Origin of the sequence: Zoogloea sp. 1C4 (assembly GCF_009469605.1) — a bacterium.
Taxonomy (GTDB): Bacteria; Pseudomonadota; Gammaproteobacteria; order Burkholderiales; family Rhodocyclaceae; genus Zoogloea; species Zoogloea oryzae.
Genome location: NZ_SSXU01000005.1, coordinates 55,239 through 80,817 on the forward strand (window position 1 = coordinate 55,239; position 25,579 = coordinate 80,817).

The window sequence follows — 25,579 nt, forward strand, 5'->3', positions numbered from 1 at the left end:
TCCGGTTCAGGCTGCGGGCCTCATGTGTCTGCTGTCCAGTCGTCGACCGCCTCGGCGGCCTGTTGGCGGGCCAGGCGTTCGGCGTGTTCTGCGTCGGCGGCTTCGATCACCTGGATGACCTCATCCAGATTCACGTCGTCGGTAGGGTCCTCGAAGCGGCCGGTGAGTACGCTGTCCGGATGGAGTGAGCCGGCTTCATAGAGCGCCCAGATTTCTTCGCCGTAGCGGGTGGTGAGCAGTTGCGGGGCGAACTGGCCGAAGTAGTCGGCGAGGTTGTCCACGTCGCGGCCCAGCATCCGCTTTGCGTTGCTGTTGGCGGCGGCATCCACTGCCTGGGGCAGGTCGATGATCACCGGGCCGCCCGCATCCACCAGCACGTTGTATTCAGAGAGGTCGCCGTGAACGATGCCGGCGCACAGCATCCGCACGACCTGACGTATCAGCGCCGCGTGGTAGGCCAGCGCGTCTTCCTCGCTGAGGGATAGATCGTTGAGGCGCGGCGCAGGTTCGCCGTCGGCGTCGGCCACCAGCTCCATCAACAGCACGCCTTCGTGGAAGTTGTAGGGCGTGGGCACCCGAACGCCTGCGGCGGCGAGTCGGCGCAGGGCGTCCACCTCGGCGCTCTGCCACGCGGCCTCCTGCTCCTGGCGGCCGTAGCGAGAGCGCTTCGCCATGGCGCGGGCCTGTCGGCTGTTCTTGATCTTTCGCCCCTCGGTGTAATCCACCGCGGTGTGAAATCCGCGTTTGTTGGCCTCTTTGTAGACCTTGGCGCAGCGGATGTCGTCGCCGCAGCGGACGACGTATACCGTGGCCTCCTTGCCGCTCATGAGCTGGCGCAGCACGCTGTCCACCAGCCCGTCGGTGACCAGCGGTTCGAGTCTCGCGGGTGTCTTCATGCGCAGGTGCTCGTCGGGGGCTGCTTGGCGTAGGCCGTCAGCAGATGTTGTTGCATGTCGCAGTCTTGCCGGTCACGGCCAGGCGACGTTTTGCCGCAGAAGGGCACCTCGATGTGAGCGCCGAGGGCTTCAGTCGCGGCCTGCATGTTGGCGATCGAGTGTTCGAGGGCGGCGTCCTGGCGGAAGATGTGGCTTTCCGATTGCATTGGGTGGTCCTGCCCGGTCGGGCGTGAAGGGGGAAAGGCCTGTCGGCATGGGCGACTGGCGGGGTGCCCGATGGGCGTGCGGGAGGATGGGGGCGAGGTGCCGGGGCCAGGATGAACAGCACCGGGCTGGGGACTCGAGGCCGCGATTATCGTCTATTGCGGTAGTCCTGGCGCTTCATTCGACACGCCCGCGATTGGCCTTCACGGCGCTGCGCCGGGCCTTGCCCTCCAGTCGGCGGGTGACCGACCCGCGGGTCGGCCGGGTGGGGCGGCGGGGCTTGGCCACCACCGACACGCTGTCGATGAGTTCCTGCAGGCGGCGCAGGGCTTCGGCGCGGTTCTTCTCGAGGCTGCGGAATTCCTGCGCCTTGATGATGACGATGCCGCCCTTGCTGATGCGCTGGTCACCCAGCCGGAGCAGGCGTTCCCGCAGATGTTCGGGGAGCGACGAGGCGGCGATGTCGAAACGCAGATGCACCGCGCTCGACACCTTGTTCACGTTCTGCCCGCCGGCGCCCTGGGCGCGGATGGCGGTGAACTCGACTTCGTCTTCGGAGATGGGGTGAGCGGGGCGCATGGGCGGCACTTTACCTCAAGGCCGCCGCGCGCCTTCGCCCAAAGCCGGCTTACACCTGCACGATGCCCAGCGTGCGCAGCCCGATGAACAGCGCGGCGCCGATCAGCAGGTTCTTGAAGCTCACGTAGCAGATCATGTCCATCACCGTGGCACGGCGGTAGAGATGGCCCCACCACGGGCCCTCCTTCACGTAGGGCTTGGCGTCGAGGCGGACGATCACCTCGAAGACGCTCCAGCCGAACCACCAGCCGATGATCGCGCCGGCCTCCAGGCGGCCCATGGCGGCAAGCACCCAGGCGACGGTGGCGGCGATCGCCAGCGCGAAGCCGGCGCCCTGGATGGCCTTGCGGGCAGGCTGGCCGCGGCCGGCCCAGGGCCACAGGTGATCCCACAGCTCGGCAGCGAGCCAGGCGACGCCGTGGGCTTCGCCGTAGGCGGGCTGGCGCAGTTCGTTGCGGTCGGCGATGGTCATGCTGCGGCTCCTTCCTTCTTCTTGTCCACCGGGGCCGGGTGGATGGGGATGAAATAGCCCTTGCCGTTGATGGGGGTGAGGGGCTGACCGGCCTTGGTGCGGCGCTTGCGTTCCTGGGCCAGCGGCGGGCAGGCGTGGTCGTCGTAGTAGAAGACCATGCAGTCGAGGCACAGCATGCATTCGCGCTGGTCGATGTTGCCCTTGGCGTCGATGGCGAGCGAGCCGCAGCCCTTGGCGCAGGCCTTGCAGCTGGTGCATTCGTCCTTCCGCTTGAGGCCGAACCACCGGAAGGTGGTGGGCATGGCGAGCGCCGCGCCCAGCGGGCACAGGTACTTGCAGAACGGCCGCTCCATGAAGATCGCCAGGCCCAGCAGGCTGGCCGCAAACAGGCTGTAGGGCCAGCTGCGGTTGGTGATGCCGACCAGGAAGGTGGTCTTGAAGGGCTCGACCTCGGCGAGCTTCTCGGCCAGCCCCATGCTGAAGAACGATACCGCCAGCAGGCCGAAGAACACGGCGTACTTCACCCACTTGAGCTTGTCGTGGAGCGCCTGGGGCAGGTGGAACTGGAAGCGCTTGAGGCCCACTGCCTGGCCCACCTTGAAGAGCAGCTCGGAGAGCGACCCGAACGGGCACAGCCAGCCGCAGAAGAAGCCGCGACCCCACACGAAGGTGGTGACGATGATGAAGATCCAGAACACGAAGATCAGGGGGTCGGACAGGAAGAGCTCCCACTTCCACTGAAACAGCAGCGAGTGGAACCAGGTGAGCACCTGGGTGATCGACGGCTGGGCCATGGCGTAGAAGCCGACGAAGCCGATGGAGAGCACCCAGCCGGTGTACTTGAAGGCATTCACCGGCCATTTGTTCTTGTGGGTGGAGCGGCGTACCAGCTTGTCGCGGCTGGCGTAGGCGGCGGAGAGGGCGAGCAGCACCACGATGAAGGCGCCGATCTCGACGGCCCGCTCCTTCCAGACCTTGAGCCAGGTGGGGTCGGGCTTGACCACCACCGGGCGGCCGCCTTCCAGGTATTTGGCGGCGAGCCAGTATTCCTTGTCGAAGTTGGCGAAGGTCTTGGCGGCGGTTTCCTTGTCGATCTTGTTGCCCAGGAAGACCAGCTTCCACGGGAAGGCGCCCGAGAAGCTCTTGCCGCGGATGATGAAGATCGCCGATTCGGTGAAGGAGGGCGCGCCGGCGGCCGAGATGCCCCACAGGTTGAGGTAATCCAGATCGCGGAAGGTGAAGCTGTCGCCGCCCTGGCGCACCTGCACCCGGTCGTAGATGCCGCCGCGCACGAAGCCGGAACCCTTGAAGGAGTCCATGCTGTTGTCGGCGACGATGAAGATGGCGTGCTCGCCCTCCTTGAGGCGTGCCATCAGGCTGGCGTAGCCGTCCTTGCCCAGGATGGCCTGGCCGATGGTGGGCTGGTTGAGGTAGCCGAACCACAGGTCCATGTAGGGTCGGCCGTCGCTCTTAAGGCCGACTTCCTCGGGCTTCACGGTGAGGCGCTGGACGCTGCCGTCTTCCACCAGCTGCGCCCAGCTGGGCGCCGGGCCGGCGGGCGGGAACTTGGCCTGGGGCCGGATCACCGGCTTGAGGATGCCCACCTGCTTGGCCACCTCACCGCCGGAGACCATCATTACCTGGTTCTGGGCGATGACGGTGACGGTGGCGCCGGTGATGGCGTCGAGGCCAATGAGATTTTCCTCGGGGCGCGACTTGCCGATCTCGATGTTGTCGCCGACGAACTTGCCCAGGTACTGGTTGTTGAACTTGATGAGGGCCGATTCGGGGATGCCCAGCAGCAGGATGGGTTCGGAGTGCTTGAGGATCTTCACCCCGGTGAACTTGCCCGCGGTGTCCATGCCGATCAGGGTGACCACCGGCTTGCCCGAGTAGGCGGGGATGTCGGTGATGTCGGTGGACAGCATCACGTAGCCGATGAGCTTCTGCTCGCCGGCTTCATCGCGGTAGGCCTCGACGAAGGGCGGCTGGCCCTTGCGCTCGGAGAAGTGGGTGGCGCCGGGCATCACGTCCTTGCAGGGCGCGTAGTCGCACATCTTCGGCGAGGAGGCCAGCTCGGGGGGGAGTTTGACTTCGTAGGTGTCGGCAAGGGCGCTGCCGGAGAGGGCCAGGGCGGCGATGCCAGCGCCGAGACGGGCGGCAAAACGTGGGGCGAAGGTGCGCAGGGCGCGCAGGGAAATCATCGGGTGACTCCACAAATCAGTATGTGGCCGGATTCTGATGAACGGGCCCGGGGGGCGCCTTAAGCTGAGTCAATTTGACGCAGTCGCGCGGGTTTGCGTCATGGCCACGCGGGGTTCGGAGGCAGCTGCCTGCGAACCGGAACGAAAAAAGGGGAGACGCGTGCGTCTCCCCAAATTACTTCTCGATAAGGAATCGTTACGGCGTCATCGCTTATTTCTCGACGATCATCCGGGTGCGCATCTCAAGGTGCAGGGCGTGGCAGAAGTGGGTGCAGTAGCACCAGTAGACGCCCGGCTTGTCGGCCTTGAAGGTGACCGACTTGGTCTCCTGGGGATTCACGATGAAGTTGATGTCGTACTTCGGGATCGCGAAGCCGTGGGTCAGATCTTCCACCTTGTCGAGGTTGGTGAGGATGAGGGTGACTTCGTCGCCCTTCTTCACCTTGAACTCGCGCATGCTGTAGGCCGGCGCCTGGGACACGAGCTTGACGGTGACCTTGTTGCCGTTGCGGAACACGCCGCCATCCTTGGCGTCCTTGATGGCGTTGGGGAACTCGTCGACGTTGTACACCTGGCGCGTCTTGATCTTGTCGCGCTTGACGATCACGAAGTCGTGGGGCTCCGGATAGACCGGGTGGTCGGCCAGCATCTTCATCTTCTCGCCGCGGATGTCGATGATCTGCTCGTTCTCGGGGTGCAGCGGGCCCACCGGCAGGAAGCGGTCCTTCGAGAACTTGCAGCCGACGCACAGGAACTGGCCGTCCGCTTCCTTCGTCTCGGACATGGAGGCGTTGATGTGACCCGGCTGGTAATGCACGTCGATGCGGTCGACCACGTACTTGGCGTTCTTGTCGCCGGCGTGGAACTTGATCGCGGTGTCCACGTTCCATTTGACGATCTGGCTGTCGAGGAACAGCGTGGTGAAGGCATTGCCGCGGCCGTCGAAGGCGGTGTGCAGGGGGCCAAGGCCCAGCTCGACTTCGGCGACGATGCTCTTGTTGATGTCGTCGAGCTTGCCGTCGAAGAAGTCGTGGATCTTGGTGAGTTCGATGACGGTGGCGGTGGGCGACAGCTTGCCGGAGCAGATGAAGTACTTGCCGTCCGGGCTGGCATTGACGCCGTGGGGGTTCTTGGGAACCGGCACGTAGCAGGTGAGGGCGGTCTTCGGATCCTTGTTGGCTTCCTTGGTGCCGTCCACCACCGGCACCTTGCTGTCGCCGATGGTGACGAACTTGCCGTCCTTGATGGCCTGTTCGATGCGGGCCACCTGGAAGAACACGCAGGCGTCCTTCTCGGCGGACATCATGTCCTCGTACTTGGCACCGCCCTCGACGTTGTACTGGTTGGCGGCGGCGAGCTTGCCGTCGTAGGAAGTGGCGACCAGATCCATGTTGCCGTCAACACGGCACTGCCAGCGCACTTCCATGGTCTCGGCGTCGACGCAGGTGAAGAGCGTCTTGTACTTGGACGGATCATCCATGTCGCGCCCGTCGTTGGGCTGCGGCAGGTGGAACTCGTTGCCGCAGAAGACGCGGGTGGTGTGGTTGATCTTCTCGTCCACCGGGTCGCGGCGGTCGGGGAAGATGCCGTGGAAGCCCTGGATGTTGGGCAGCTCGGTGATCTTGTCGCACTCGAAGGTGTCGCCCTTGATCCGCGCCAGGCGGCCGTGGATCTTGTCGTTGACCCAGAAGTACTTGCCGTCGTAGGTGCCGTCGGTGTACGAACCGTGGACGTGGTGGGTGTCGCCGGTCTTGTACTTGAGGCTGCCGTCGGCCTTGGTGCCGATGATGGCCTTCGATTCGTTGGTGATGCCCCAGCCGCTCATGCAGTCGATGTTGAAGGTGGGGACGCGCTTGATCTCGCGGCCGGAGGGCAGGCCGAGGATGCGCACTTCGCCCGAGTGACCGCCGGACCAGATGCCGTAGTAGGTGTCGAGCTGACCCGGCGCGGGGTGGATGTTGAGGCCGTCGGCGGCGTGGGCGGCGGCAGGCGCCGGTGCGGCCGGTGCGGTGCCCGCGGCAGGCGGCGCGGCTTCCTGCTTGCAGGAGGAGAGGCCCACGGACAGACCGGCACCGGCCAGGCCGGCAAGGGCTGCGCTGTTCAGGAACTTGCGGCGTCCCGGAACAAGGGTTTGATCGTCGTGCTTGATGTCTTCAGTGCTCATTTCTTGGTCTCCGTTTGTCCCTAACCGAAATCGATGGGCCGCCTGATCGGGCGGCTGCGCGGTGACGGCCTGCGGCGTGATGTCACTGCGACAATCTGTCGCAGCGCACTCTAGGGGTGTGGAGACCGAAAAAAATTGATGGCGGGCAAGAATCGCCGACGAGGCACCAAAAACGTGCGCCGTCCTACCGAAAACCCTGGCGTTGGCGCTAAATATCAGAAAATGCTAATGGTTTTGGGCTGCTGGCAGCTTAGCTTCTGGGGCCGCCGCCGGCCTGGAGCAGCACGAGCAGGGCACCGTCGCCACCGTCGTGGGGGCGGGCCTGGCAGAAGGCGAGGATGTCTTCCCGCTGGGCCAGCCAGCCCCGGGAGAGGTGCTTGAGCACCGGCAGGCGGCCGGGCGAGCCGTGGCCCTTGCCGTGGATCACCCGCAGGCAGCGGCGCCCCTGCTGGAGGGCGAGGGCGATGAACTGGGCGAGGCTGGCCCGGGCTTCGTCGCGGGTCAGGCCGTGGAGATCGAGCTCGCCCTGCACCACCCAGCGCCCGCGGCGCAGGTCGGTGAGCACCCGGCGGGGCAGCCCGACGCGCAGGTAGGCGGCCTCGTCGCCCATGTCGAGGCGGTCTTCGAAGGTGAGGGGCGACTCCAGCGCCTCGCGCAGCACCTCGCGCTCGTCTTCCTCGCGCTTGCGGGGGAGCGGGGCGGGCGTGGGGCGGTCGAGGTCGGCGAGGTTGCGGTCTTTCAGCGGCGCCACTTCGCCGGCGGCGTGGCGGAAGAGCTCGGCCGGGTCGTGGAGGGCGCTGGCGTCCACAGTCGGCGCGATGGGCTCCCAGTGTTCGATCGCACGCACGTTCGGGTTGGCGTGCTGGCGCTGGTGGCTCAGGTCGACCCGGTTGAAATCGCGGATCGGGGCGATCTCGCCCAGCGCTGCGCGGAACACCGCGGAAGGGTCGTTCTCGTCGATGCGCGGCGCGCGGCGCGGGGCCTCCGGCTCGGGCTCGACAACCTTTGGGCGCGGCGTGGGGGCCGGCCTGGGGCGGGAAAGGTCGGCGTGGTTGTCGGCGCGCAGGGGCTGGATGCGGCCCACCTGGGCGCGGAACAGCGTGGCGTCGTCGGGTTCGTCCGGCGGCGGTGCGGCCTTGCCCGGGGCCGGCTTGGGCGCCGGGCGGGCGATGACGGTCTTCAGGACGCTGTTCGGCACGCGGTCGCGGAGGGCCTTCAGGGCGTCGAGGCCGGAGTTGCGCTTGTCCTTGCCCATGCTTGCGAAAGGTGATTGTCCAAATGGAAACGGACCGGGGATGGCCCGGTCCGTTCGGTGGGGCTGGCGCGGCTTAGCCGGCGAGGCCCAGGCTGTCGAGGTAACGCTCGGCGTCGAGGGCGGCCATGCAGCCGGTGCCGGCGCTGGTCACGGCCTGACGGTAGATGTGGTCCTGCACGTCGCCGGCGGCGAACACGCCCGGCACGCTGGTGGCGGTGGCGTTGCCGTGGCGCCCGCCCTTGGTGACGATGTAGCCGCCTTCCATCTCCAGCTGGCCTTCGAAGATGTCGGTGTTGGGCTTGTGGCCGATGGCGATGAACACGCCCTTCAGGGCGATATCTTTGGTCTCGCCGGTCTTGGTACTCTTGATGCGCATGCCGGTCACGCCGGTGGCGTCGCCCAGGACTTCGTCCAGCGTGGAATCGAGCTCGAGCACGATCTTGCCGGCGGCCACCTTTTCATGGATCTTGTCCACCAGGATGCGCTCGGCCTTGAACTTGTCGCGGCGGTGCACAAGGGTGACCTTGCTGGCGATGTTGGCGAGGTAGAGGGCCTCTTCAACCGCGGTGTTGCCGCCGCCGATCACGGCGACTTCCTGGTTGCGGTAGAAGAAACCGTCGCAGGTGGCGCAGGCCGACACGCCCTTGCCGGAGAAGGCTTCTTCGGAGGGCAGACCGAGATACTGGGCGCTGGCGCCGGTGGCGACGATGAGCGCGTCGCAGGTGTATTCACCCGCATCGCCGACCAGACGGATGGGCTTTTCCGACAGGTGGGTGGTGTGGATGTGATCGAAGATCATCTCGGTGTTGAAGCGGGCGGCGTGCTTCTCGAAGCGCGCCATCAGCTCGGGGCCCTGCACGCCGTCCGGGTCGGCCGGCCAGTTGTCCACTTCGGTGGTGGTCATCAACTGGCCGCCCTGGGCGATGCCGGTGATGAGCACGGGGTTCAGGTTGGCGCGGGCGGCATAGACCGCGGCGCTGTAGCCGGCGGGGCCGGAACCGAGAATGAGCAGCTTGATGTGACGGGTGGCCATCGTGGTGGGTCTCTCTGATGTCTGATGGGCGGTGGAACAGCAAAGAGCGATTATAAGGGGCAGAGTTCCCGGTGACCGTTTCTAAATGAAGACGCCCGTCGGCCGCCAATGACCGGGCATGCCCGTGCGTCATTCGGAGACCCTCAAGTTTGCTTTATACTTGGCCGTTGATAGCAACATGACAACTTGGTCACATTGCCAAGAATCAATTTAGCCCTTTGCTCAGGAGAGGCCCTATGACCGTTACCAGCTCCGTGTCCACAATTGCCCTGCGTACCTTCCCCATCTTTCAGGGGCTGGGCGATGACCGGCTGGCTGCCGTCGCGCGCTGCGCGATGATGCGACGGGTTCCGCGGGGGTCCGCGGTGGTACATGAAGGTGATCGCACCGATTTCGTCTATTTTGTTCTTACCGGCAACCTGAAGGTCATGGTCAGCGACGAGGATGGTCGCGAAGTGATCCTGACGATTCTCGGCCAGGGCGAGATGTTCGGCGAGATGGGCGTGCTCGATGACAGCCCGCGTTCGGCCTCGGTCGTGGCGGTGTCTCCGTCCGATCTGGTGACCATCGCCAAGACCGATTTCAAGCGTCTCATGCAGGAGAACTTCGAGCTTGCGTGGCACGTCATGTGCAACCTCACCCGCCGCCTGCGCGACGCCGACCGCAAGATCGAAAGCCTGGCGCTGATGGATGTGTACGGCCGCGTGGCGCGCCTGCTCCTTGAGATGTCCGAGGAAGTGGACGGCCTCAAGGTGGTCCGCAAGAAGGTTTCCAAGCAGGACATCGCCAAGATGATCGGCGCGTCCCGCGAGATGGTCAGCCGCGTCATGAAGGATCTCGGCCTGCGCGGCCTGATCGAGGAAACCGACAGCGGCGTGATCCTGCGCGAAAAAATTTACGATTTGTGACTGGTTCGTAAATCCTTCCCTGATGGTCTGGACGACGACCGGGAAGGGACAACCAGAGACCCTGGTTTATAATCGAAAGCGCGGCTTCCAACCGCGCTTTTGTTTTTTGCCGCGCCTCGCAAGGCCCCGTATCGCCAAGTCATGCTCAATCGCCCCTCCACCCGTCCGCTCCCCCTTCCGGAAAAGATCGCCAGCCTGCTACAGGAGGCGCGCTGGCTGTTGCTCGGCGTGCTGGCCTGCTACGTGGCCATGGTGCTTTTCGGTTACTCCAAGGCCGACCCCGGCTGGTCCCACGCCGTTCAGATGGAGCGGGTGAGCAACCCTGGCGGCCGCTTCGGCGCCTGGCTGTCTGATCTGCTGCTCTACCTCTTCGGGCTCTCGGCCTGGTGGTGGGTGGCGTTTCTCGGCTTGGGTCTGGCCATCGGCTTCCGGCGCCTGCAGCGCAGTTTCGGGGCCGACCGGCGATCCTTCTTCGTGGTCGTATTCGGTTTCATCGTCGTGCTGCTGGCCAGCAGCGGGCTCGAAGCCATGCGCTTTCACTCGATGAAGGCCACCTTGCCCCTCGAACCCGGCGGGCTGATCGGCCTCGAACTGGGCGCGCTGACCTTCCAGTATCTCGGCTTCACCGGCGGCACGCTGCTACTGCTGGCGCTGATCGCCGGCGGCCTGAGCCTGTTCTCGGGCGTGAGCTGGGTCGAGGCGTCGGAAGCCATCGGCACCGGGCTCGAGAAAGTCTGGCTGTTTGCCACCAACGGTTTCCAGACCCTCGAAGACCGGCGCATCGGCCGCGAGGTCGCCCAGAAGCGCGAGGCCGTCGTCGAGACCAAGCGCAAGAAGGAAGAGGCCGCACCGCCGCCGCCGCTGCGCATCGAGCCGGCGATCGTCGAGGTCGAGAAATCCGTGCGCGTCGAGAAGGAACGCCAGACCCCGCTGTTCACCGAGCTCCCCGGCGGCGCACTGCCGCCCTTGGCGCTGCTCGACGAGCCCTCCCACGACGTGGAGCCGCCGTCGCCCGAAACCCTCGAATTCACGTCCCGCCTCATCGAGCGCAAGCTCGCCGACTTCGGCGTCGAGGTGAAGGTGCTGGCGGCCTACCCGGGCCCGGTCATCACCCGCTTCGAGATCGAGCCGGCGGTGGGCGTGAAGGGCAGTCAGGTGATGAACCTGGTCAAGGATCTGGCCCGCGCCCTGTCGGTGGTGAGCATCCGCGTCGTCGAGACCGTGCCGGGCAAGACCTGCATGGCGCTGGAGCTCCCCAACCCCAAGCGCCAGACGGTGCGCCTGTCCGAGATCCTCGGCTCCAAGGCCTACCACGACATGCACTCGCCGCTTACCGTGGCGCTGGGCAAGGACATCGGCGGCCAGCCGGTGGTGGCCGACATCGCCAAGACGCCCCACCTGCTGGTGGCCGGTACCACCGGTTCGGGCAAGTCGGTGGGCATCAACGCGATGATCCTGTCGCTGCTCTACAAGTCCGAGCCGGCCGACGTGCGCCTGATCCTGGTCGACCCGAAGATGCTCGAACTGTCGATCTACGAGGGCATCCCGCACCTGCTGGCGCCGGTGGTCACCGACATGAAGCACGCCTCCAACGCGCTCAACTGGTGCGTGGCCGAGATGGAGAAGCGCTACAAGCTGATGTCGGCCCTGGGTGTGCGCAACCTGGCCGGCTACAACAAGGCGGTGGCCGAGGCGGCCAAGGCCGGCGCGCCCCTCAAGAACCCGTTCTCGATTACCCCCGAAAGCCCCGAGCCCCTCGACAAGCTGCCCTACATCGTGGTGATCATCGACGAGCTGGCCGACCTGATGATGGTCGTCGGCAAGAAGATCGAAGAGCTCATCGCCCGTCTGGCGCAAAAGGCCCGGGCGGCCGGCATCCACCTGATCCTCGCCACCCAGCGCCCCAGCGTGGATGTGATCACCGGCCTCATCAAGGCCAACATCCCCACCCGCATGGCCTTCCAGGTTTCCAGCAAGATCGACTCCCGCACCATCCTCGACCAGCAGGGCGCCGAGGCGCTCCTCGGCATGGGCGACATGCTCTACCTGGCGCCGGGCACCGGCCTGCCGGTGCGCGTGCATGGCGCCTTCGTGGCGGATGACGAGGTGCACAAGGTGGTCGAATACCTCAAGGCCACTGGCGAAGCCGACTACGTGGACGGCATCCTGGCCTCGCCCGAAGACGACGGCGGCGACCTGCTGGGCGGCGGCGAAGGCGGGGAGGGCAGCGAGGCCGACCCGCTCTACGATCAGGCCGTCGAGATCGTGGTCAAGACCCGCCGGCCGTCGATTTCGCTGGTCCAGCGACACCTGCGCATCGGCTACAACCGCGCCGCGCGCCTCATCGAACAGATGGAACGCTCCGGCCTCGTCTCGCCCATGGGCGCCAACGGGAACCGGGAGGTAATCGCCCCCGCCCGCGAAGGAGAATGATGATTCGCACTTCAATTGCCACCGTCGTCCGTGGGCTGGCGCTGGCCGGCCTGCTCGCCGCCGGGCAGGCCCACGCCGACGCGCTGGCCCAACTCAAGCAGTTCATGGATGGCACGCGCACCGCGCGGGGCAGCTTCACCCAGCAGGTGCTCTCCAAGTCCGGCCGCAAGCCCCAGCAGGCCAGCGGCACCTTCGCGTTCTCCCGGCCGGGCAAGTTCCGCTGGGTGTACGAAAAGCCCTACGCCCAGCTGCTCGTGGGCGACGGCAGCAAGCTGTGGGCGTTTGATCAGGAGCTCAATCAGGTCACCACCAAGAAGCTCGGCCAGGCCCTGGGCAACACGCCGGCGGCAATTCTTGCCGGTGATAACTCGCTGGACAAGAATTTCGTGCTCAAGGACGCCGGCGACGCCGACGGCCTGGAATGGGTCGAAGCCACGCCCAAGTCCGACGACAGCAGCTTCGAGCGCATCCGCATGGGCTTTGCCGGCGGCCAGCTCAAGGCGATGGTGCTCCACGACAACTTCGGCCAGACCACCTCGCTGCAATTCGGTCAGATCGAGCGCAACCCGTCGCTCGACGCCGGCCTGTTCCGCTTCGTGCCGCCCAAGGGCGCCGACGTGGTCGGCGAGTAAGCGCGCCGGTCGCAGCCCTCGATGGCCGATCTGTTCGACTCCCTCGACCCGCCGCGACTGCCCCTCGCCGAGGCGATGCGTCCGCAGACCATCACGGCGGTCATCGGGCAGCGTCACCTGCTCGGGCCGGGCAAGCCGCTGGCGCTGGCCTTCCAGTCGGGCAAGCCCCACTCGATGATCCTGTGGGGCCCGCCGGGTGTCGGCAAGACGACCCTCGCGCGCCTGATGGCCAAGGCCTTCGATGCGGAGTTCACCGCGCTGTCGGCGGTGTTCTCGGGCGTGAAGGACATCCGCGAAGCCATCGCCCAGGCCGAAGCCGCCCGGGCCCGCGGGCGCCACACCATCCTCTTCGTGGATGAAGTCCATCGCTTCAACAAGGCCCAGCAGGACGCGTTTTTGCCCTTTGTAGAGCAGGGACTGGTCACGCTGGTGGGCGCGACCACCGAGAACCCATCCTTCGAGGTGAACTCCGCGCTGCTGTCCCGAGCCGCGGTGTACGTGCTGCAGCCGCTCACCGCCGAAGAACTGGCCGAACTCTTCGAGCGCGCCCGGGCCCACGCCTGCCCCGATCTCGCCTTCGAGGACGACGCCCGCGACCGCCTCACCGGCTTTGCCGACGGCGACGCCCGCCGCCTCCTCAACCTGCTGGAGCAGGTGCAGACGGCGGCCGAGACGGCCGGCGTCAACCCGGTCACGCCGGCCTTCATCGACGAAGCCCTGTCGCGCAACCTGCGTCGTTTCGACAAGGGTGGCGAAGCCTTCTACGATCAGATCTCGGCGCTGCACAAGTCGATCCGCGGCTCCGACCCCGATGCCGCCCTGTACTGGCTGTGCCGGATGCTCGACGGGGGCGCCGAGCCGCTCTACATGGGACGCCGGCTGGTGCGGATGGCCATCGAGGACATCGGCCTGGCCGACCCGCGGGCACTGGAAATCTGCCTCAACGCCTGCTCGACCTACGAGCGCCTGGGCTCGCCCGAAGGCGAGCTGGCACTGGCCGAAGCCGCGGTTTTCCTGGCCTGCGCGGCCAAATCGAACGCGGTTTACAAGGCGTATAATGCGGCCCGAAAGTTTGTCGCCAACGACATCTCGCGCCCGGTTCCGATCCATCTGCGCAACGCGCCCACCAAGCTCATGAAAGAGCTGGGCTACGGCAAGGCCTATCGCTACGCCCACGACGAACCCGGCGGCTACGCGGCCGGCGAGAACTACCTGCCCGAAGGCATGGCGCGGCCCGACTGGTATCAACCAGTGAACCGCGGGCTCGAAGCGAAGATTGGAGAAAAGCTGGCGCGCCTGCGCGAACTCGACCGCGAGGCCGAGTCACGCGCCGGGCAGGATGGCGTCAGTGGGTCGTCTGGACGGGATGGCTCGCGATGAAACGGGCGCAGGCTGCCCGGAAGCGCTTCGCCTTGTCGCGGTCACCGCGCTCTTCGGCTTCCTCGACGAGCTCCTGCATGAACTGGGTCAGCAGCAACGTGCCTTCCCGGGTCTGGACGAGCCCGCAGGCGATCTGGGCGGCGGCGACATCAGGGATGTCGTGGTGTTCGGCAATGATGGCAACATCCTCGTCGGTGAGGTCGCAGTAATCCAGGCAGTCGCGTATCGATAACATGGGTGTCTCCTCAATGGTTTGGGTGCGCGACGTCATCTGCGTACGTCTTTCTTTAAGTGTGGTTTTTGAGCTGCGGAAATCAAGAAAAGTTTAAAAATTCTGGGCTATTAACTTTCTGATTTTCATAACTTCTGCTAGTGGTGCAAGCGGTTTCGCCGTGCTGCGGTGCAACCAGTCCAGGCAGGCGCAAAGCCGCTGCCGGAAGCGCCATCGATTGACCGGTTTCAGATTCGAATAGGGATTGTCATGCTTGATGTTCAACTGCTCCGTGCCAAACTGGATTTCGTCGCGGAGCGCCTCGCCACCCGTGGCATGAGCCTCGACGTTGCCGCCTTCCAGGCCCTCGAGGACGAGCGCAAGACGCGCCAGACCCGCACCCAGGAACTCCAGGCCCGCCGCAACACCCTGTCCAAGCAGGTTGGCCAGCTCAAGGGCAAGGGTGAGGATGCCTCCGCGGTGCTGGCCGAGGTTGCCGGCATCGGCGACGAGCTGAAGGCCAACGAAGTGGCCCTGGCCGAGCTGATGGAGCGCTTCAACGCCTTCGTCGCCGGCCTGCCCAACCTGCCCCACGAGAGCGTGCCGGCCGGCAAGTCCGAAGAAGACAACGTCGAAGTCAGCCGCTGGGGCACCATCCCGAGCTTCGACTTCGAAGTGCGCGACCACGTGGACATCGGCACCCGCCTGGGCGGGCTGGATTTCGAGACCGCGGTGAAGATCTCCGGCGCCCGCTTCACGCTGATGAAGGGCGGCCTGGCCCGCCTGCATCGCGCGCTCGCCCAGTTCATGCTCGACACCCACACCGCCGAGCATGGCTACACCGAGCTCTACACGCCTTATATGGTCAACGCCGCCAGCATGTTCGGCACCGGCCAGCTGCCCAAGTTCGAGGAAGACCTGTTCTCCGTGCCCAAGGCCGACGGCGGCAAGTTCTACCTGATCCCGACCGCCGAAGTCCCGGTGACCAACATCGTGCGCGACGAGATCGTGCCGCTCGATCAGCTGCCGCTCAAGTTCGTTGCCCACACCCCGTGCTTCCGCTCCGAAGCCGGCAGCTACGGCAAGGACACCCGCGGCATGATCCGCCAGCACCAGTTCGACAAGGTCGAGCTTGTCCGCATCGAGCAGCCCGAAAAGGCCTGGGACGCCCTGGAAGAGCTCACCGGCCACGCCGAGGCGATCCTCCAGAAGCTCGAACTGCCGTACCGCAAGATCGTGCTGTGCTCTGGCGACATGGGCTTCTCCGCCGCCAAGACCTACGACCTGGAAGTCTGGCTGCCGGCCCAGAACACCTACCGGGAGATTTCCTCCTGCTCGTGCTTCGAGAGCTTCCAGGCCCGCCGCATGCAGGCGCGCTTCAAGAACGCCCAGGGCAAGAACGAAACCCTCGCCACCCTCAACGGCTCCGGCCTGGCGGTGGGGCGTACCCTGGTCGCGGTGCTCGAGAACTACCAGCAGGCCGACGGTTCGGTGCGCGTGCCGACGGTGTTGCAGCCTTACATGGGCGGCATCACGGTGCTGCAGCCCGCCAACTGAGACAAATTGCCGCCGGCTTGATGCCGGCGGTTTTCCTTGGATTGCCAATCCTGTATATTAGTAAAATCTAATAAAAGGAGTGGCAAACATGAGCAGCAAGTCCTTCGTCCAGATCACCGGCGACCTCAGCAAGGGCATGGAAGCCCTGCGTGCCGAAATCCCCGAAACCATGAAAGGTTTCGGCGTGATGGCCAAGGAGGCGATGAAGGAGGGGGCGCTCACCGCCCTCGAGAAGGAACTGATCGCGCTGGCCATCGGCGTCTCGGCCCGTTGCGACGGTTGTATCGGTTTCCACGTCAAGGCGCTGATCCGCCTGGGCGTGACCCGCGAGCAGCTGATGGAAACCCTGGGCATCTGCACCTACATGGGCGGCGGCCCGAGCCTGATGTACGCGGCCGAAGCCGTGCGCGCCTACGATGAATTTACCGCCCGCACCGCAAAGCCTGCATAAAGTTCTGGCTTTTTCCGGCGGAGTGTCTATAATCCGGCGCTTCGAGCGGAAAGGTGGCAGAGTGGTCGAATGCGCCGGACTCGAAATCCGGTATACGGTTTAGCCGTATCGAGGGTTCGAATCCCTCCCTTTCCGCCAAAGCACCAGTAAAGACGCCCCTTTCGGGGCGTTTTTGCTTTCTACCCCACATCCCGCCCCACAAAACAGGAAGTGCTTGGCTAGTTCCCGGTCCCCTGAGTTTTGGTAATGGGAAGCATTCCGATAAGGGGGATAGACATTTTTCCGGTCGGATCGGCGCCTACCGCCCCCTGTCCTCATCGAAATTCCGGGCGCCCTCGGCAACTTTCCCCATTTTGGGCTAGGGCTCAGTCCCCGACCTGCACTTCGAGGCGGGCCAGCGCCGCCGCACTGGCGAGGGTCTGCGCCGCCTGACGCTGCGCAGCGAGGGCAAGCCGCATGATCTGGCGCCCGTCCTCATCTTTGGCACCTGCCGCACCGCTGGCGAGATTGACGGCCAGCAGGCCAAGCCATGCCGACTGACCTACGAGCGCTTCCCGCACGCGGTCAAGGCTGCCTGCGGCCATCTGCGCCGCCGTCAAGCGGATTTCAGCATCCAGCGCTTCAACGGCGTCCGCGTCCATCGCCTGCGCGGCGCAGGCTGCAGCCCAGAACGCCGACGGACTGCCGATGAGCCGGCCCAGGTCCGCGCCCTTGACCTCGCCCACGTCGGCCCCACCCGAAGCCACCCCCGTGGCCCGCCGCCCGCTGCGCGCCCTGACGGCACGCTCCGCGATCTTGCGCCCGGCATCCAACGCCCGCGCCGCTTCAGTCTGCGCCGCGATCAGTTCACTTCGATCCATATTTTCCTCTGTTCGTTTGGGGAGGGCAGGGGGGGAGCTCCCCCTCCCCAGCCGGAAACCCGCGTCACTGCTGGGTTTCAGGCGGTTTGTGTCTTACTTTGTGGGGAGGGGTCAAAATCCAGCCCTCCCCACGTCCAATCCCAGCGCTGGCGCGGCTCCCCAGCGTTTTGGGGAGGGTTTGGAGGGCTCGCTACGGGTTTGCTCAATGGGCGTTCAAAGGGTTGGGTTCATTGACCCTACCTAAAACCCAATTTTTTCCTTTAAGCTAACCACGGGTGTTCCCTCCCCAATCCTCGAAAACCCGCACCAGCTCTAGGTTTCCAAGGGTTGAACCCGCTCGCAGACCCCTCCCCACATTTTTGGCGAAAAAGCCCGGAAAACCACGCCGGCTATAGCTCTCCGGCTGGGGAGGGGGGGCTCCCCAAAAATCACCGCTACCCCTCCCCACGTCATTTCACGATGTGAAATTCACCGCTTTCGACCCTATCCCCGACCCTACTGCCTGAAAAGGGTGCCGGCCTCCCTGCGCTCCGTCGTCAGCCCCCAGCGCATGCGCCCGCCGATCTTGCGCGCCTCCCAGCCCGCCCGCCGTAGCCCCTCGGCGACGCGCGCCCAGTTCGCATCAGAAACTTCAAGTTCATTACGCGTCGCCGCCACCAGCCACGCGCGGACCTGCGCCACGCTGAAATGCGCCAACGGGCTTGCAGCGCCGCCCACGTCCTCGACCAACCCGCCCGCTATGAGCTTGTCCGCGAGGTCTGCGGCGATTTCGTCCCAGACCGTTCCGCCGACCCGGCGCACCTGTTCGCCCTCGGCCAACCTCAGGATTGCTTCGTCTCGCGGGTCAGCGTCGTCAAGCCACCAACGCGCGCCGTCCTGATAGCGCGCGACCGCTTCCCCGACGATTTGTGGCGCGTCCCTGCGAAGGCGATCAATATCAATCCGTCCGACCCTGACCGGCCAGAACCTGCGGTTCCCGGTCACGTCGGCCAGATACGACCCCTCATTTGTTGTCCCACAGAACACGGCGGTTCTCGGCCAGTCCGATTCAGTAACCCCGTAAACTTCGCGGTATGAGTCGGTTTGCTGCGACAAGAAATTTTTGAGGTGTTCCCGGTCGCGCTTGCCCATACCCGCCAGCTCGCCCCATTCAACGATCAGCTTGCCGCGAAGGGCGATAAGATCGTCCTTGCCCTCGCCAAGGGTGAAACCCTCGCGCAGGCAACTAACGTCGATAGCTTCGGCAATGGCCCGAACCGCTGACGATTTGCGCGCCCCTTGCCGACCCTCAAGAATCAGCATCGTGTCATTTTTGCAACCCGGCTCCATAGCCCGCGCGACGACCCCCACCAGCCAGCGCGCACCGACTGCGCGCACATAGGCGCCGATGTCCCGGCCCTCATCCGTCATGACTTCCGCATGACAGTATCGAATCAGCCAATCGTCGAGCCGCGCAACACCGTCCCAGCCCGCGCGCAGTTCGTCCAGCCGCTCACGGACCGGGTTGCGGCGCACCGCTTGAGCCCAGCCGGCCACCGCCGCAGCGACCGCCCGCGCGTCGAGCCGCAAGCCCCACGACCGGCCAAACCAGCGCGCCACGCCCTGAAGATGTGCATCAGTGAGGCGCCCCACTGTGAACGGGGCCGACCGATCCCCGAAGGCATCCCGCAGGCTACGGGCCAAGACCGGATAACCCGCGAACTCATCAAAAAACGCGGCACCCAGCAACCGGCGATCCCGCAGTAACAACTCGGTTAGCGCCCACGCGTCAGACCGCCAGCCCTTACGCGTCCGCAGATCATCACCGCCGCCGATCAAGTGGGATGCCGCGTCCCCGACCTGCTTAGCGTCCGCTTTTTCGTCCTCGACCTTCGCTGCCTGATCGTCGTCAAAGCTGCGATCCTGTTTTTCAAGCGCGGTCTTAATCGTCCGGGCTCCGTATTTCTCAGCGCCGCGCATCTCATCCCATTTTGGACGCATTAACCCGGACTCGCGCATAATCCGGTCAATAACAGCAGGGTCACGCGAAAAATAAGCGACCTCGCAGCAAAGCGAAAGATCAGCCGCAGAATGGTCCCCGTCGTAATCGTCGAGACAACCCCTCAAAAGGCGGGTTATCCTCCCCCGTCTATTGTGGGTCTTGAGCAGTTTCAGCACCTCATCGTAATTCCGGGTCTGACTGCCGGGTGCGCCCTTGACCTCGCCCACATCCGCCGCACCCGAAGCCCCCACTGTGGCCCGGCTCCACTTCATGATAAATGATTCAAGCGCTGCTTGATTAGCGATGATCGGGCGGGGAGGGCTGCCGGCCGGATAAGCGCAGCCTGTCACGGTTAAATAGCGCTTGTCGTCGTCGTCGTAAATCTCCAACCCATCACGCCCCCGGCTGGAATAGTCCTCAAGGCGGACGCCCTTCAGGAATTGTCGCAGGCCCATCCCAGAAGGGGATACTTCAACGTAACTTCCCAGACTTAGAAAATCATCGACAATTGCCGCGCGATCAGGATTAACCTCCCCCGCATCGTCGATACAGCCGTCTAGGTCGAGCCCGACGATTCCGCGCGCGCTCGACAGCAACAGTCCGATCCCGTTGAATTTCCCCGCAGCGCTCGCCGCAGCCTCGAAACTCGGCCAGTCGTCCGGCGCATCGACGGACAGGCGCGCGCCGCCCGCGCTGACCGGCAGCTTTGCAGGTTTCCCGCCACCTTCTCGCTTGGCGTAACGCCAGCAGCACCAGCCTTGCGCGATCTGATCGAGCCCAGCCGCCCGGATCGCCTCAATATCGGGCTTGATTTTTTCAGTGTGAAGCATAGAATTTTGTGTGTCAGATCAGTTATCAGCCCGCGTCCGTCACGACGCGGGCTTGTCGTTATTTGCGGTGGTTATCCTTGATTGCAGCGCCGTCACGCGCCGCAATCAGCCAGTTATAGAGCGCGATCCAATCCCCCGTTGCGTCGTCCATTCGCTCCAAAAAGTGTTCGGCTAGTGCGGGATTGGATTTAACGCTTGTCTCGACCGCGCTAAGGACCGCTCGCTGCATAGCGAGCGCAGCCAACTGCAGGGCAGCATCCTTTGCATTTGGGTCCGTTATTTGCTGGTCAAGCCCATATAGTCTCTCCAGCATCTGCTTGACGGACATGCGCTCCAGTTGGCGGGGCTTAATCCCTAGCAGCTTGCAGACTAGCGCCTCTGGGCTCACGAAGCGGAAAATATGCATATAACGATCCTTTTTAGTTGGCGGTGGTATTGCATAGGTTTGGGTGGTCATCTCGTTATCTCCTGGTTGATTCGGTTAATAGTTGATGGGTCCGCATTGAAGCGGAATGTTTTGCTTAATTAGGCTGGCGGGCTTCAATCCACAGGCGGATATCAGCCTCGCGCCAAGCGACACGATTGGCGGACACGCGCACAGGGGTGGGGAATTCGCCGGCCTTCATTAAGCGGTAAATAGACGCGCGCGAAATTGAGGTAATAGCCTCAACGCTGCGGCGAGAGAGCAGGGCGGGGGTGTGGACGATTTGCTGCATAGCTGATCCTTGTTTCCAAAGGCCAGCGCAGAAAAGAAAAACCCCATGCGCCAGCCCGGTTAAGTGGCTGATCGCATAGGGTTTACGGTTGTCCGATCCGTTAACGTGCCTGTCGAGGCTATGTGTGTGTTGATGCCGGTCGCCGATCCTACGGCCCCAGGGGAGCCGGGCGGTATGCCCCATCAGATCGGCGCCGTAGCCTGCCACCGCCTGCGCAACCCCCCGCTATGCCGGGGAGCGCTACAAGCGTGCTTGGGCTTGATTCCGGTCTGAGTGTCATCGTCTCAGCGGTGCTTGTCAACGGCTTATGCGACCTCCAGCAGGCCGGCTAGCGTCAGGTCACGCGGCGACGCCTGCCGGGCAACAGGTGCGAGCCCCCGCACGTCCCACGTCAGCGCCCAAGCGTCAGCCGGCCCAATCTCGCGCAGGATTGCCGCCCGGATGATGCGCCACTCCGGCAACGTCCGCAGGTCGTGCCATGCAAACTCAGCACAACCCACCAATCTTCCCGCGTCAATGCCTGTCATCTCGCAAAGTGCATCAGGCCCGAATATCTCAAGCACGTTCGACATAAGCCCCTTGACGCGAGTATCAAGCCAAGCCCGCATTGCATAGCTAATCCGATCCTCGCCATAAACGGGAATTTCCGCAGCGGTGACGGCGACCCACGTAAATAGAAGCTGATCCAAAACCTCATTGCCATGCGCGGTAATCTCCAAGCCCTCAGCCTCCCTGCGCAGCGCGCTATCGACCATAAACATCGGGATGCCCGAAACCTTGGCGATGTCCTCGACCTCGATTTTCGTAATGGTCTGGATTGCGTCGATAAGCCGCTTGATAGGGTATTTAATGCCTTGCATGGTCTTTCTCCTGTATCTCGTTGAATTCTTACTTGCCGGCGCTGGCTTTTGTCTTTGCCCGAATTGGCACCACCGAAGCCCCCACCTGTGGTTTGTCGCAGAACTTCGCCCATTCTTCCATCATGCGAGTACGCTTATCGAACAAATCCCCTCGCCGGTAAGCAGCCTCGACCTTATTACCAATCGCGTGCGCTAAAGCCATTTCAGCAACATCGCGGGGGTAATTGGTCCGCTCTGCAGCCCAATCCCGGAAGGTCGAGCGAAAACCGTGTGGAACCGCATCAACCTGCATGCGCCGCATAACCGCAGAAAGTGACATATCGCTCAGGAAGTTAGCGCGAGGTGCGGGAAATACCACGTCACTTCCTTCCTTGCGCGGTAATGCCTGCAGCAGCTTGATTGCCGACTCCGACAAGGGAACCCGATGTTCTCGGCCAGCCTTCATCCGCTCTTTCGGGATAACCCAAACCTTTTTGTTAAGGTCAATTTCGGACCATACCGCCTCTCGCACCTCGCCAGATCGCGCAGCGGTCAGAATCAAGAATTCGAGCGCTTTAGCTGCGATCCCCTCGCGCTTTCTCAAGCTTTCGATGAAAGCCCCCAAATCATCGACGGGAACCGCCGTATGGTGTTCAACCTCCTTTGTTTTGGATGGCTTCGATAGAATCTTGTCGAGATGTCCGCGCCACCTTGCCGGGTTGTCGCCTTTTCGATAACCGCGAACAATCGCCCAATCAAGCACGGACTCAATACGCCCCCGGACCCTTGAGGCGGTTTCCGTTTTCGTCGCCCATATCGGTTCAAGAATCCTGAGGATGTGCGACAGTTCAACATCCCCAACCGCCAGCTTGCCGATTACCGGGCTTGCGTAATTGGTCAGAGTTGCGGTCCATTGGGCGCCATGCTTCGCATTGCGCCACTCCGATTCCTTGGCTCGAATAAATTGCCGTGACGCCTCATCGAATGTAACGCGGGCTTCCTGCGCGGCAATCAGCGCCTGTTTTGCGGCTTCGCGCTCAGCCACAGGATCAACCCCCGCTGCGGCTCGCTCGCGGAATTCTCGCGCCAGCCGTCGGGCATCTGCCAGACCGATGGCCGGGAACGCGCCCAACCCCACATCCCGTCGTTTTCCGCCCACTACCGCCCTCAAAATCCACGACCGGCTCCCGGCTGGTGTCACCTGCAAGTGCAGCCCGGCCACGCCGCCCACCGCATGCAGCCCTGCGTCCTTGAGCCGTCCAACCTCAAGCGCCCCGAGTTCCTTCGCTATTTTCGGCATAACCCCACATCCCCCACATCCAACCCCACAAAGAATTTGTGATCGGATGATATCCGCTGGGAACGTATGTGCACAACAAGATTCTATGGTTTACGGTAAATCAAAGGCTTAACGTAGGAACTCAAGAGAACTCAGAGGACAGGAAAGAACTATTTGGCGGACTCCCTTTCCGCCATTGTTTCAAAGCAAAAAGCCCTTGGTGATCCAAGGGCTTTTTGCTTTTGTTCGTCCGAACTTGCCGGTCGTGGCCTGCGGGTAGGCCGGACGGTGTGGCAGGTGGGGGCGGTCATCGGCCGGCAAGGGTGGTTTCCGTTCGGCGCATCCGGAGGGGGCACGGGGCCGGTCGCCATCGCGCGGCAGGTTTTTGCGGGCTTTACGCAATTTTTACGATATCGCTGCCAGAATTTTTCTGTATCCCCCGTCTGGAGTGGCCAGAAGATGCCCCCGATGCCTGTCGTTCCACCCACGATCGAACCCGCCGCTGCCCATGCTGGCTGGCGTTATGGCCTGTCGCTACTGGCCTGCGGGCTGACCGCGGGCCTCGCGCTGCCGTTTTATGGGGTGCTGGATCTGTCCAACATCGTCATGCTGTTCCTCCTCACCGTGGTGCTGGTGGCGGTGAAGGCCGGGGGCGGGCCGGCGGTGATGGCCTCGCTGGTGAGCGTGGTGCTGTTCGATTTCCTCTTCGTGCCGCCGCGTTTTTCGCTGGCGGTGAGCCACGCCCAGTATCTGGTGACCTTTGCGGTGATGCTGGCGGTGTCGCTGCTGGTGGGGCATCTCACCGCCGGGCTGCGCACCCAGGCCACGGCCGCCGCCGGCCGCGAGCGCATCGCCCAGGCCCTTTACGGGCTGGCCAGGGCGCTGGCCGGCGCCATGTCGGTGGAGCAGGTGGCCGAGGCGGTGGCGGGTTTTCTGCGTGACAACTGGGGCGCCGAGTGCGTGCTGCTGCTGGCGGGCGATGGTGACCGACTGATCCCCGCGCCGGGCACGGCCACCCACCTGGAGCCGCCGGAGCTGGTGATGGCCCGCACGGCCTGCGAGGCCGGGCGCGGGCTGGTGTTTGCCGAAGGCGAGATCCCCGAGCGGCACTTTCTTCCGATGATCGGCGCGACGCGCAACCGGGGCGCCCTGGTGGTGCGGATGAACCCGACCGACGAGCCCGTCCGCCCGCTGCTGGAGGCCGTGGCGGCGCTGGCGTGCACGGCGGTGGAGCGCCTGCACTTTGTGGAGGTGGCCCACTCGGCCCAGGTGGAGGCAGTGTCGGAGCGCCTGCGCAGCTCCATCCTGTCGGCCCTGTCCCACGATGTGCGCACGCCGCTTACGGCGCTGTTCGGAATGGCCGATTCGCTGGTGGTGCAGCGCCCCCCGCTGCCCGACGCGGCGCGGGAGACGGCGGCTGCGATCCGCGATCAGGTGCTGCGGGTGAACGGCATGGTCGGCAACCTGCTCGACATGGCCCGCCTGCAGACCGGGCCGGTGAGCCTGCGCCGGGAGTGGCAACCGGTGGAGGAAGTGATCGGCGCCAGCCTCAAGCTGCTGGAGCCGGCCCTGGCCGGGCATCCGGTGCGCATCGAGGGCCTCGACGCGCTGCCGCTGCTGGCATTCGACGCGGTGCTGCTGGAGCGGGTGTTCTGCAATCTGTTTGAGAACGCCGCCAAGTATTCGCCGCCGGGCACGCCGATCCGGCTCGATGCGGTGGCGGGGCTGGATACGGTGGAGCTGCGGGTGACGAGCGGCGGCGAGGGCTTTCCGCCGGACAAGCTGGAGGCGGTGTTCAACCTCTTCGAGCGCGGCCGCAGCGAGACGGCGGTGGCGGGGATGGGCGTCGGGCTGGCCATCTGCCGGGCCATCGTCGAGGCCCACGGCGGGTCGATCCGCGCGATCAATCCGCCCGAAGGCGGCGCCTGCGTGGCCTTCACGCTGCCCCGGGGCAACCCGCCGGCCATCGATGCCGAACCCTTCGCCAACCCCGGAGAACGCCCATGAGCGAGGCAACCATCCTGGTCATCGAGGACGAACTGCAGATCCGCCGCTTTGTGCGCACGGCGCTGGAAGGCGAGGGCCTGCGGGTGGTGGACGCCGACACCCGGCGCCTGGGCCTGCAGGAAGCCGGGCGCTGCAAGCCCGATCTGGTGATCCTCGACCTGGGCCTGCCCGACGGCGACGGCGCGGGCTTTGTGGCGGATTTCCGGGCGTGGTCCTCCGCGCCGGTGCTGGTGCTGTCGGCCCGCTCCACCGAGCACGACAGGATCGGCGTGCTCGACGCGGGGGCCGACGACTACCTCACCAAGCCCTTTTCCATCGGCGAGTTGCTGGCCCGGGTGCGCGCGCTGCTGCGGCGCGGGCGGCGTGCGCCGGAGAACGAGGCCGCCGAGGTGGCCTTTGGCGACGTGACGGTGGATTTCTCGCGCCGGCAGGTGCTGCGCCGGGGCGAGGCGGTCAAGCTCACGCCCATCGAATACCGCCTGCTCGGGCACCTGATCGCCAACGCCGGCAAGGTCGTCACCCATCGCCAGCTGCTGCGCGAGGTGTGGGGCACGGCCTCGGGCGACAACAGCCACTACCTGCGCATCTACGTGGGCCACCTGCGCCACAAGCTCGAAGACGACCCCGCCCAGCCGCGCCACTTTCTGACGGAAACCGGCGTGGGCTATCGCTTCCAGCTCTGACCCCC

The 25,579-nt window shown here is 64.6% G+C and carries 23 protein-coding genes and 1 tRNA gene; 9 read left to right on the forward strand and 15 right to left on the reverse strand.

What is annotated here, in order from left to right; all coding sequences use genetic code 11:
* Positions 1–20: 20 nt before the first annotated feature.
* The 8 genes from GH681_RS07700 to trxB form a co-directional block, all read right to left on the reverse strand.
* The gene (locus GH681_RS07700; protein WP_153160892.1) at positions 21–896 is read right to left on the reverse strand and encodes a PA4780 family RIO1-like protein kinase; all 876 of its coding nucleotides are present in this window, start codon (positions 894–896) and stop codon (positions 21–23) included.
* Positions 893–1,102, reverse strand: coding sequence for a hypothetical protein (locus GH681_RS07705; RefSeq protein ID WP_153160893.1), 210 nt, complete (start codon positions 1,100–1,102; stop codon positions 893–895). Before GH681_RS07705 ends, GH681_RS07700 begins: the two co-directional genes overlap by 4 nt.
* 175 nt (positions 1,103–1,277) lie before the next feature.
* On the reverse strand, positions 1,278–1,679 hold the full coding sequence (arfB, locus tag GH681_RS07710; protein ID WP_153160894.1) for an alternative ribosome rescue aminoacyl-tRNA hydrolase ArfB: 402 nt from the start codon (positions 1,677–1,679) through the stop codon (positions 1,278–1,280).
* A 49-nt stretch (positions 1,680–1,728) separates the two neighbouring features.
* On the reverse strand, positions 1,729–2,151 hold the full coding sequence (locus GH681_RS07715; protein ID WP_153160895.1) for a transcription regulator: 423 nt from the start codon (positions 2,149–2,151) through the stop codon (positions 1,729–1,731).
* A complete protein-coding gene (locus tag GH681_RS07720) occupies positions 2,148–4,355 on the reverse strand; it encodes a NosR/NirI family protein (RefSeq protein WP_153160896.1) in 2,208 nt (735 codons plus the stop codon). Before GH681_RS07720 ends, GH681_RS07715 begins: the two co-directional genes overlap by 4 nt.
* 211 nt (positions 4,356–4,566) lie before the next feature.
* Complete coding sequence (gene nosZ, locus GH681_RS07725; RefSeq protein WP_153160897.1) at positions 4,567–6,519, reverse strand: TAT-dependent nitrous-oxide reductase; 1,953 nt, start codon at positions 6,517–6,519, stop codon at positions 4,567–4,569.
* Between the two features lie 250 nt (positions 6,520–6,769).
* Positions 6,770–7,774: a Smr/MutS family protein gene (locus GH681_RS07730; protein WP_153160898.1), complete on the reverse strand. Its 1,005-nt coding sequence runs from the start codon at positions 7,772–7,774 to the stop codon at positions 6,770–6,772.
* Positions 7,775–7,847: 73 nt separating this feature from the next.
* Complete coding sequence (trxB, locus tag GH681_RS07735) at positions 7,848–8,807, reverse strand: thioredoxin-disulfide reductase (RefSeq protein ID WP_153160899.1); 960 nt, start codon at positions 8,805–8,807, stop codon at positions 7,848–7,850.
* Between the two features lie 236 nt (positions 8,808–9,043).
* Between trxB and GH681_RS07740 the strand changes: the two genes are divergently transcribed.
* The 4 genes from GH681_RS07740 (at position 9,044) to GH681_RS07755 (ending at position 14,160) form a co-directional block, all read left to right on the forward strand.
* Positions 9,044–9,715 carry a Crp/Fnr family transcriptional regulator gene (locus GH681_RS07740; RefSeq protein ID WP_153160900.1) on the forward strand — a complete coding sequence of 224 codons (672 nt, stop codon included), beginning with the start codon at positions 9,044–9,046 and terminating at the stop codon, positions 9,713–9,715.
* Positions 9,716–9,856: 141 nt separating this feature from the next.
* Complete coding sequence (locus GH681_RS07745; RefSeq protein WP_153160901.1) at positions 9,857–12,148, forward strand: DNA translocase FtsK; 2,292 nt, start codon at positions 9,857–9,859, stop codon at positions 12,146–12,148.
* Positions 12,148–12,780, forward strand: coding sequence for an outer membrane lipoprotein chaperone LolA (gene lolA, locus GH681_RS07750; protein WP_368666701.1), 633 nt, complete (start codon positions 12,148–12,150; stop codon positions 12,778–12,780). Before GH681_RS07745 ends, lolA begins: the two co-directional genes overlap by 1 nt.
* 21 nt (positions 12,781–12,801) lie before the next feature.
* Positions 12,802–14,160 carry a replication-associated recombination protein A gene (locus tag GH681_RS07755; protein WP_153160903.1) on the forward strand — a complete coding sequence of 453 codons (1,359 nt, stop codon included), beginning with the start codon at positions 12,802–12,804 and terminating at the stop codon, positions 14,158–14,160.
* Here the strand turns inward: GH681_RS07755 and GH681_RS07760 are convergent.
* Positions 14,126–14,395, reverse strand: a complete 270-nt coding sequence (locus GH681_RS07760; RefSeq protein WP_153160904.1) for a hypothetical protein — start codon at positions 14,393–14,395, stop codon at positions 14,126–14,128. The two genes, GH681_RS07755 and GH681_RS07760, sit on opposite strands and share 35 nt — an antisense overlap.
* A 246-nt stretch (positions 14,396–14,641) precedes the next feature.
* Here GH681_RS07760 and serS point away from each other — a divergent pair, with 246 nt between their 5' ends.
* From serS to GH681_RS07775, 3 genes are all read left to right on the forward strand, one after another.
* Positions 14,642–15,928, forward strand: a complete 1,287-nt coding sequence (gene serS, locus GH681_RS07765; RefSeq protein ID WP_153160905.1) for a serine--tRNA ligase — start codon at positions 14,642–14,644, stop codon at positions 15,926–15,928.
* Between the two features lie 88 nt (positions 15,929–16,016).
* Complete coding sequence (locus tag GH681_RS07770; RefSeq protein WP_153160906.1) at positions 16,017–16,379, forward strand: carboxymuconolactone decarboxylase family protein; 363 nt, start codon at positions 16,017–16,019, stop codon at positions 16,377–16,379.
* A 47-nt stretch (positions 16,380–16,426) separates the two neighbouring features.
* Positions 16,427–16,517: transfer RNA gene (locus GH681_RS07775), tRNA-Ser, on the forward strand.
* Positions 16,518–16,744: 227 nt separating this feature from the next.
* Here GH681_RS07775 and GH681_RS07780 read toward each other — a convergent pair.
* From GH681_RS07780 to GH681_RS07805, 6 genes are all read right to left on the reverse strand, one after another.
* Positions 16,745–17,239, reverse strand: coding sequence for a hypothetical protein (locus GH681_RS07780; RefSeq protein WP_153160907.1), 495 nt, complete (start codon positions 17,237–17,239; stop codon positions 16,745–16,747).
* A 495-nt stretch (positions 17,240–17,734) separates the two neighbouring features.
* Entirely contained in the window at positions 17,735–20,050 is a 2,316-nt protein-coding gene (locus GH681_RS07785) for a VapE domain-containing protein (RefSeq protein WP_153160908.1), read from the reverse strand.
* 58 nt (positions 20,051–20,108) lie between these two features.
* Positions 20,109–20,507 (reverse strand): hypothetical protein, encoded by a 399-nt coding sequence (locus GH681_RS07790; protein WP_153160909.1) that lies wholly within the window; start codon positions 20,505–20,507, stop codon positions 20,109–20,111.
* Between the two features lie 64 nt (positions 20,508–20,571).
* Complete coding sequence (locus GH681_RS07795) at positions 20,572–20,766, reverse strand: AlpA family transcriptional regulator (RefSeq protein WP_153160910.1); 195 nt, start codon at positions 20,764–20,766, stop codon at positions 20,572–20,574.
* 305 nt (positions 20,767–21,071) lie between these two features.
* Positions 21,072–21,626: a hypothetical protein gene (locus GH681_RS07800; RefSeq protein WP_153160911.1), complete on the reverse strand. Its 555-nt coding sequence runs from the start codon at positions 21,624–21,626 to the stop codon at positions 21,072–21,074.
* Between the two features lie 28 nt (positions 21,627–21,654).
* On the reverse strand, positions 21,655–22,905 hold the full coding sequence (locus GH681_RS07805) for a site-specific integrase (protein ID WP_153160912.1): 1,251 nt from the start codon (positions 22,903–22,905) through the stop codon (positions 21,655–21,657).
* Between the two features lie 447 nt (positions 22,906–23,352).
* Between GH681_RS07805 and GH681_RS24040 the strand changes: the two genes are divergently transcribed.
* Positions 23,353–24,891: a DUF4118 domain-containing protein gene (locus GH681_RS24040; protein ID WP_153160913.1), complete on the forward strand. Its 1,539-nt coding sequence runs from the start codon at positions 23,353–23,355 to the stop codon at positions 24,889–24,891.
* Complete coding sequence (kdpE, locus tag GH681_RS07815; RefSeq protein WP_153160914.1) at positions 24,888–25,574, forward strand: two-component system response regulator KdpE; 687 nt, start codon at positions 24,888–24,890, stop codon at positions 25,572–25,574. The genes GH681_RS24040 and kdpE overlap by 4 nt, the downstream gene beginning before the upstream one ends.
* Positions 25,575–25,579: the final 5 nt, after the last annotated feature.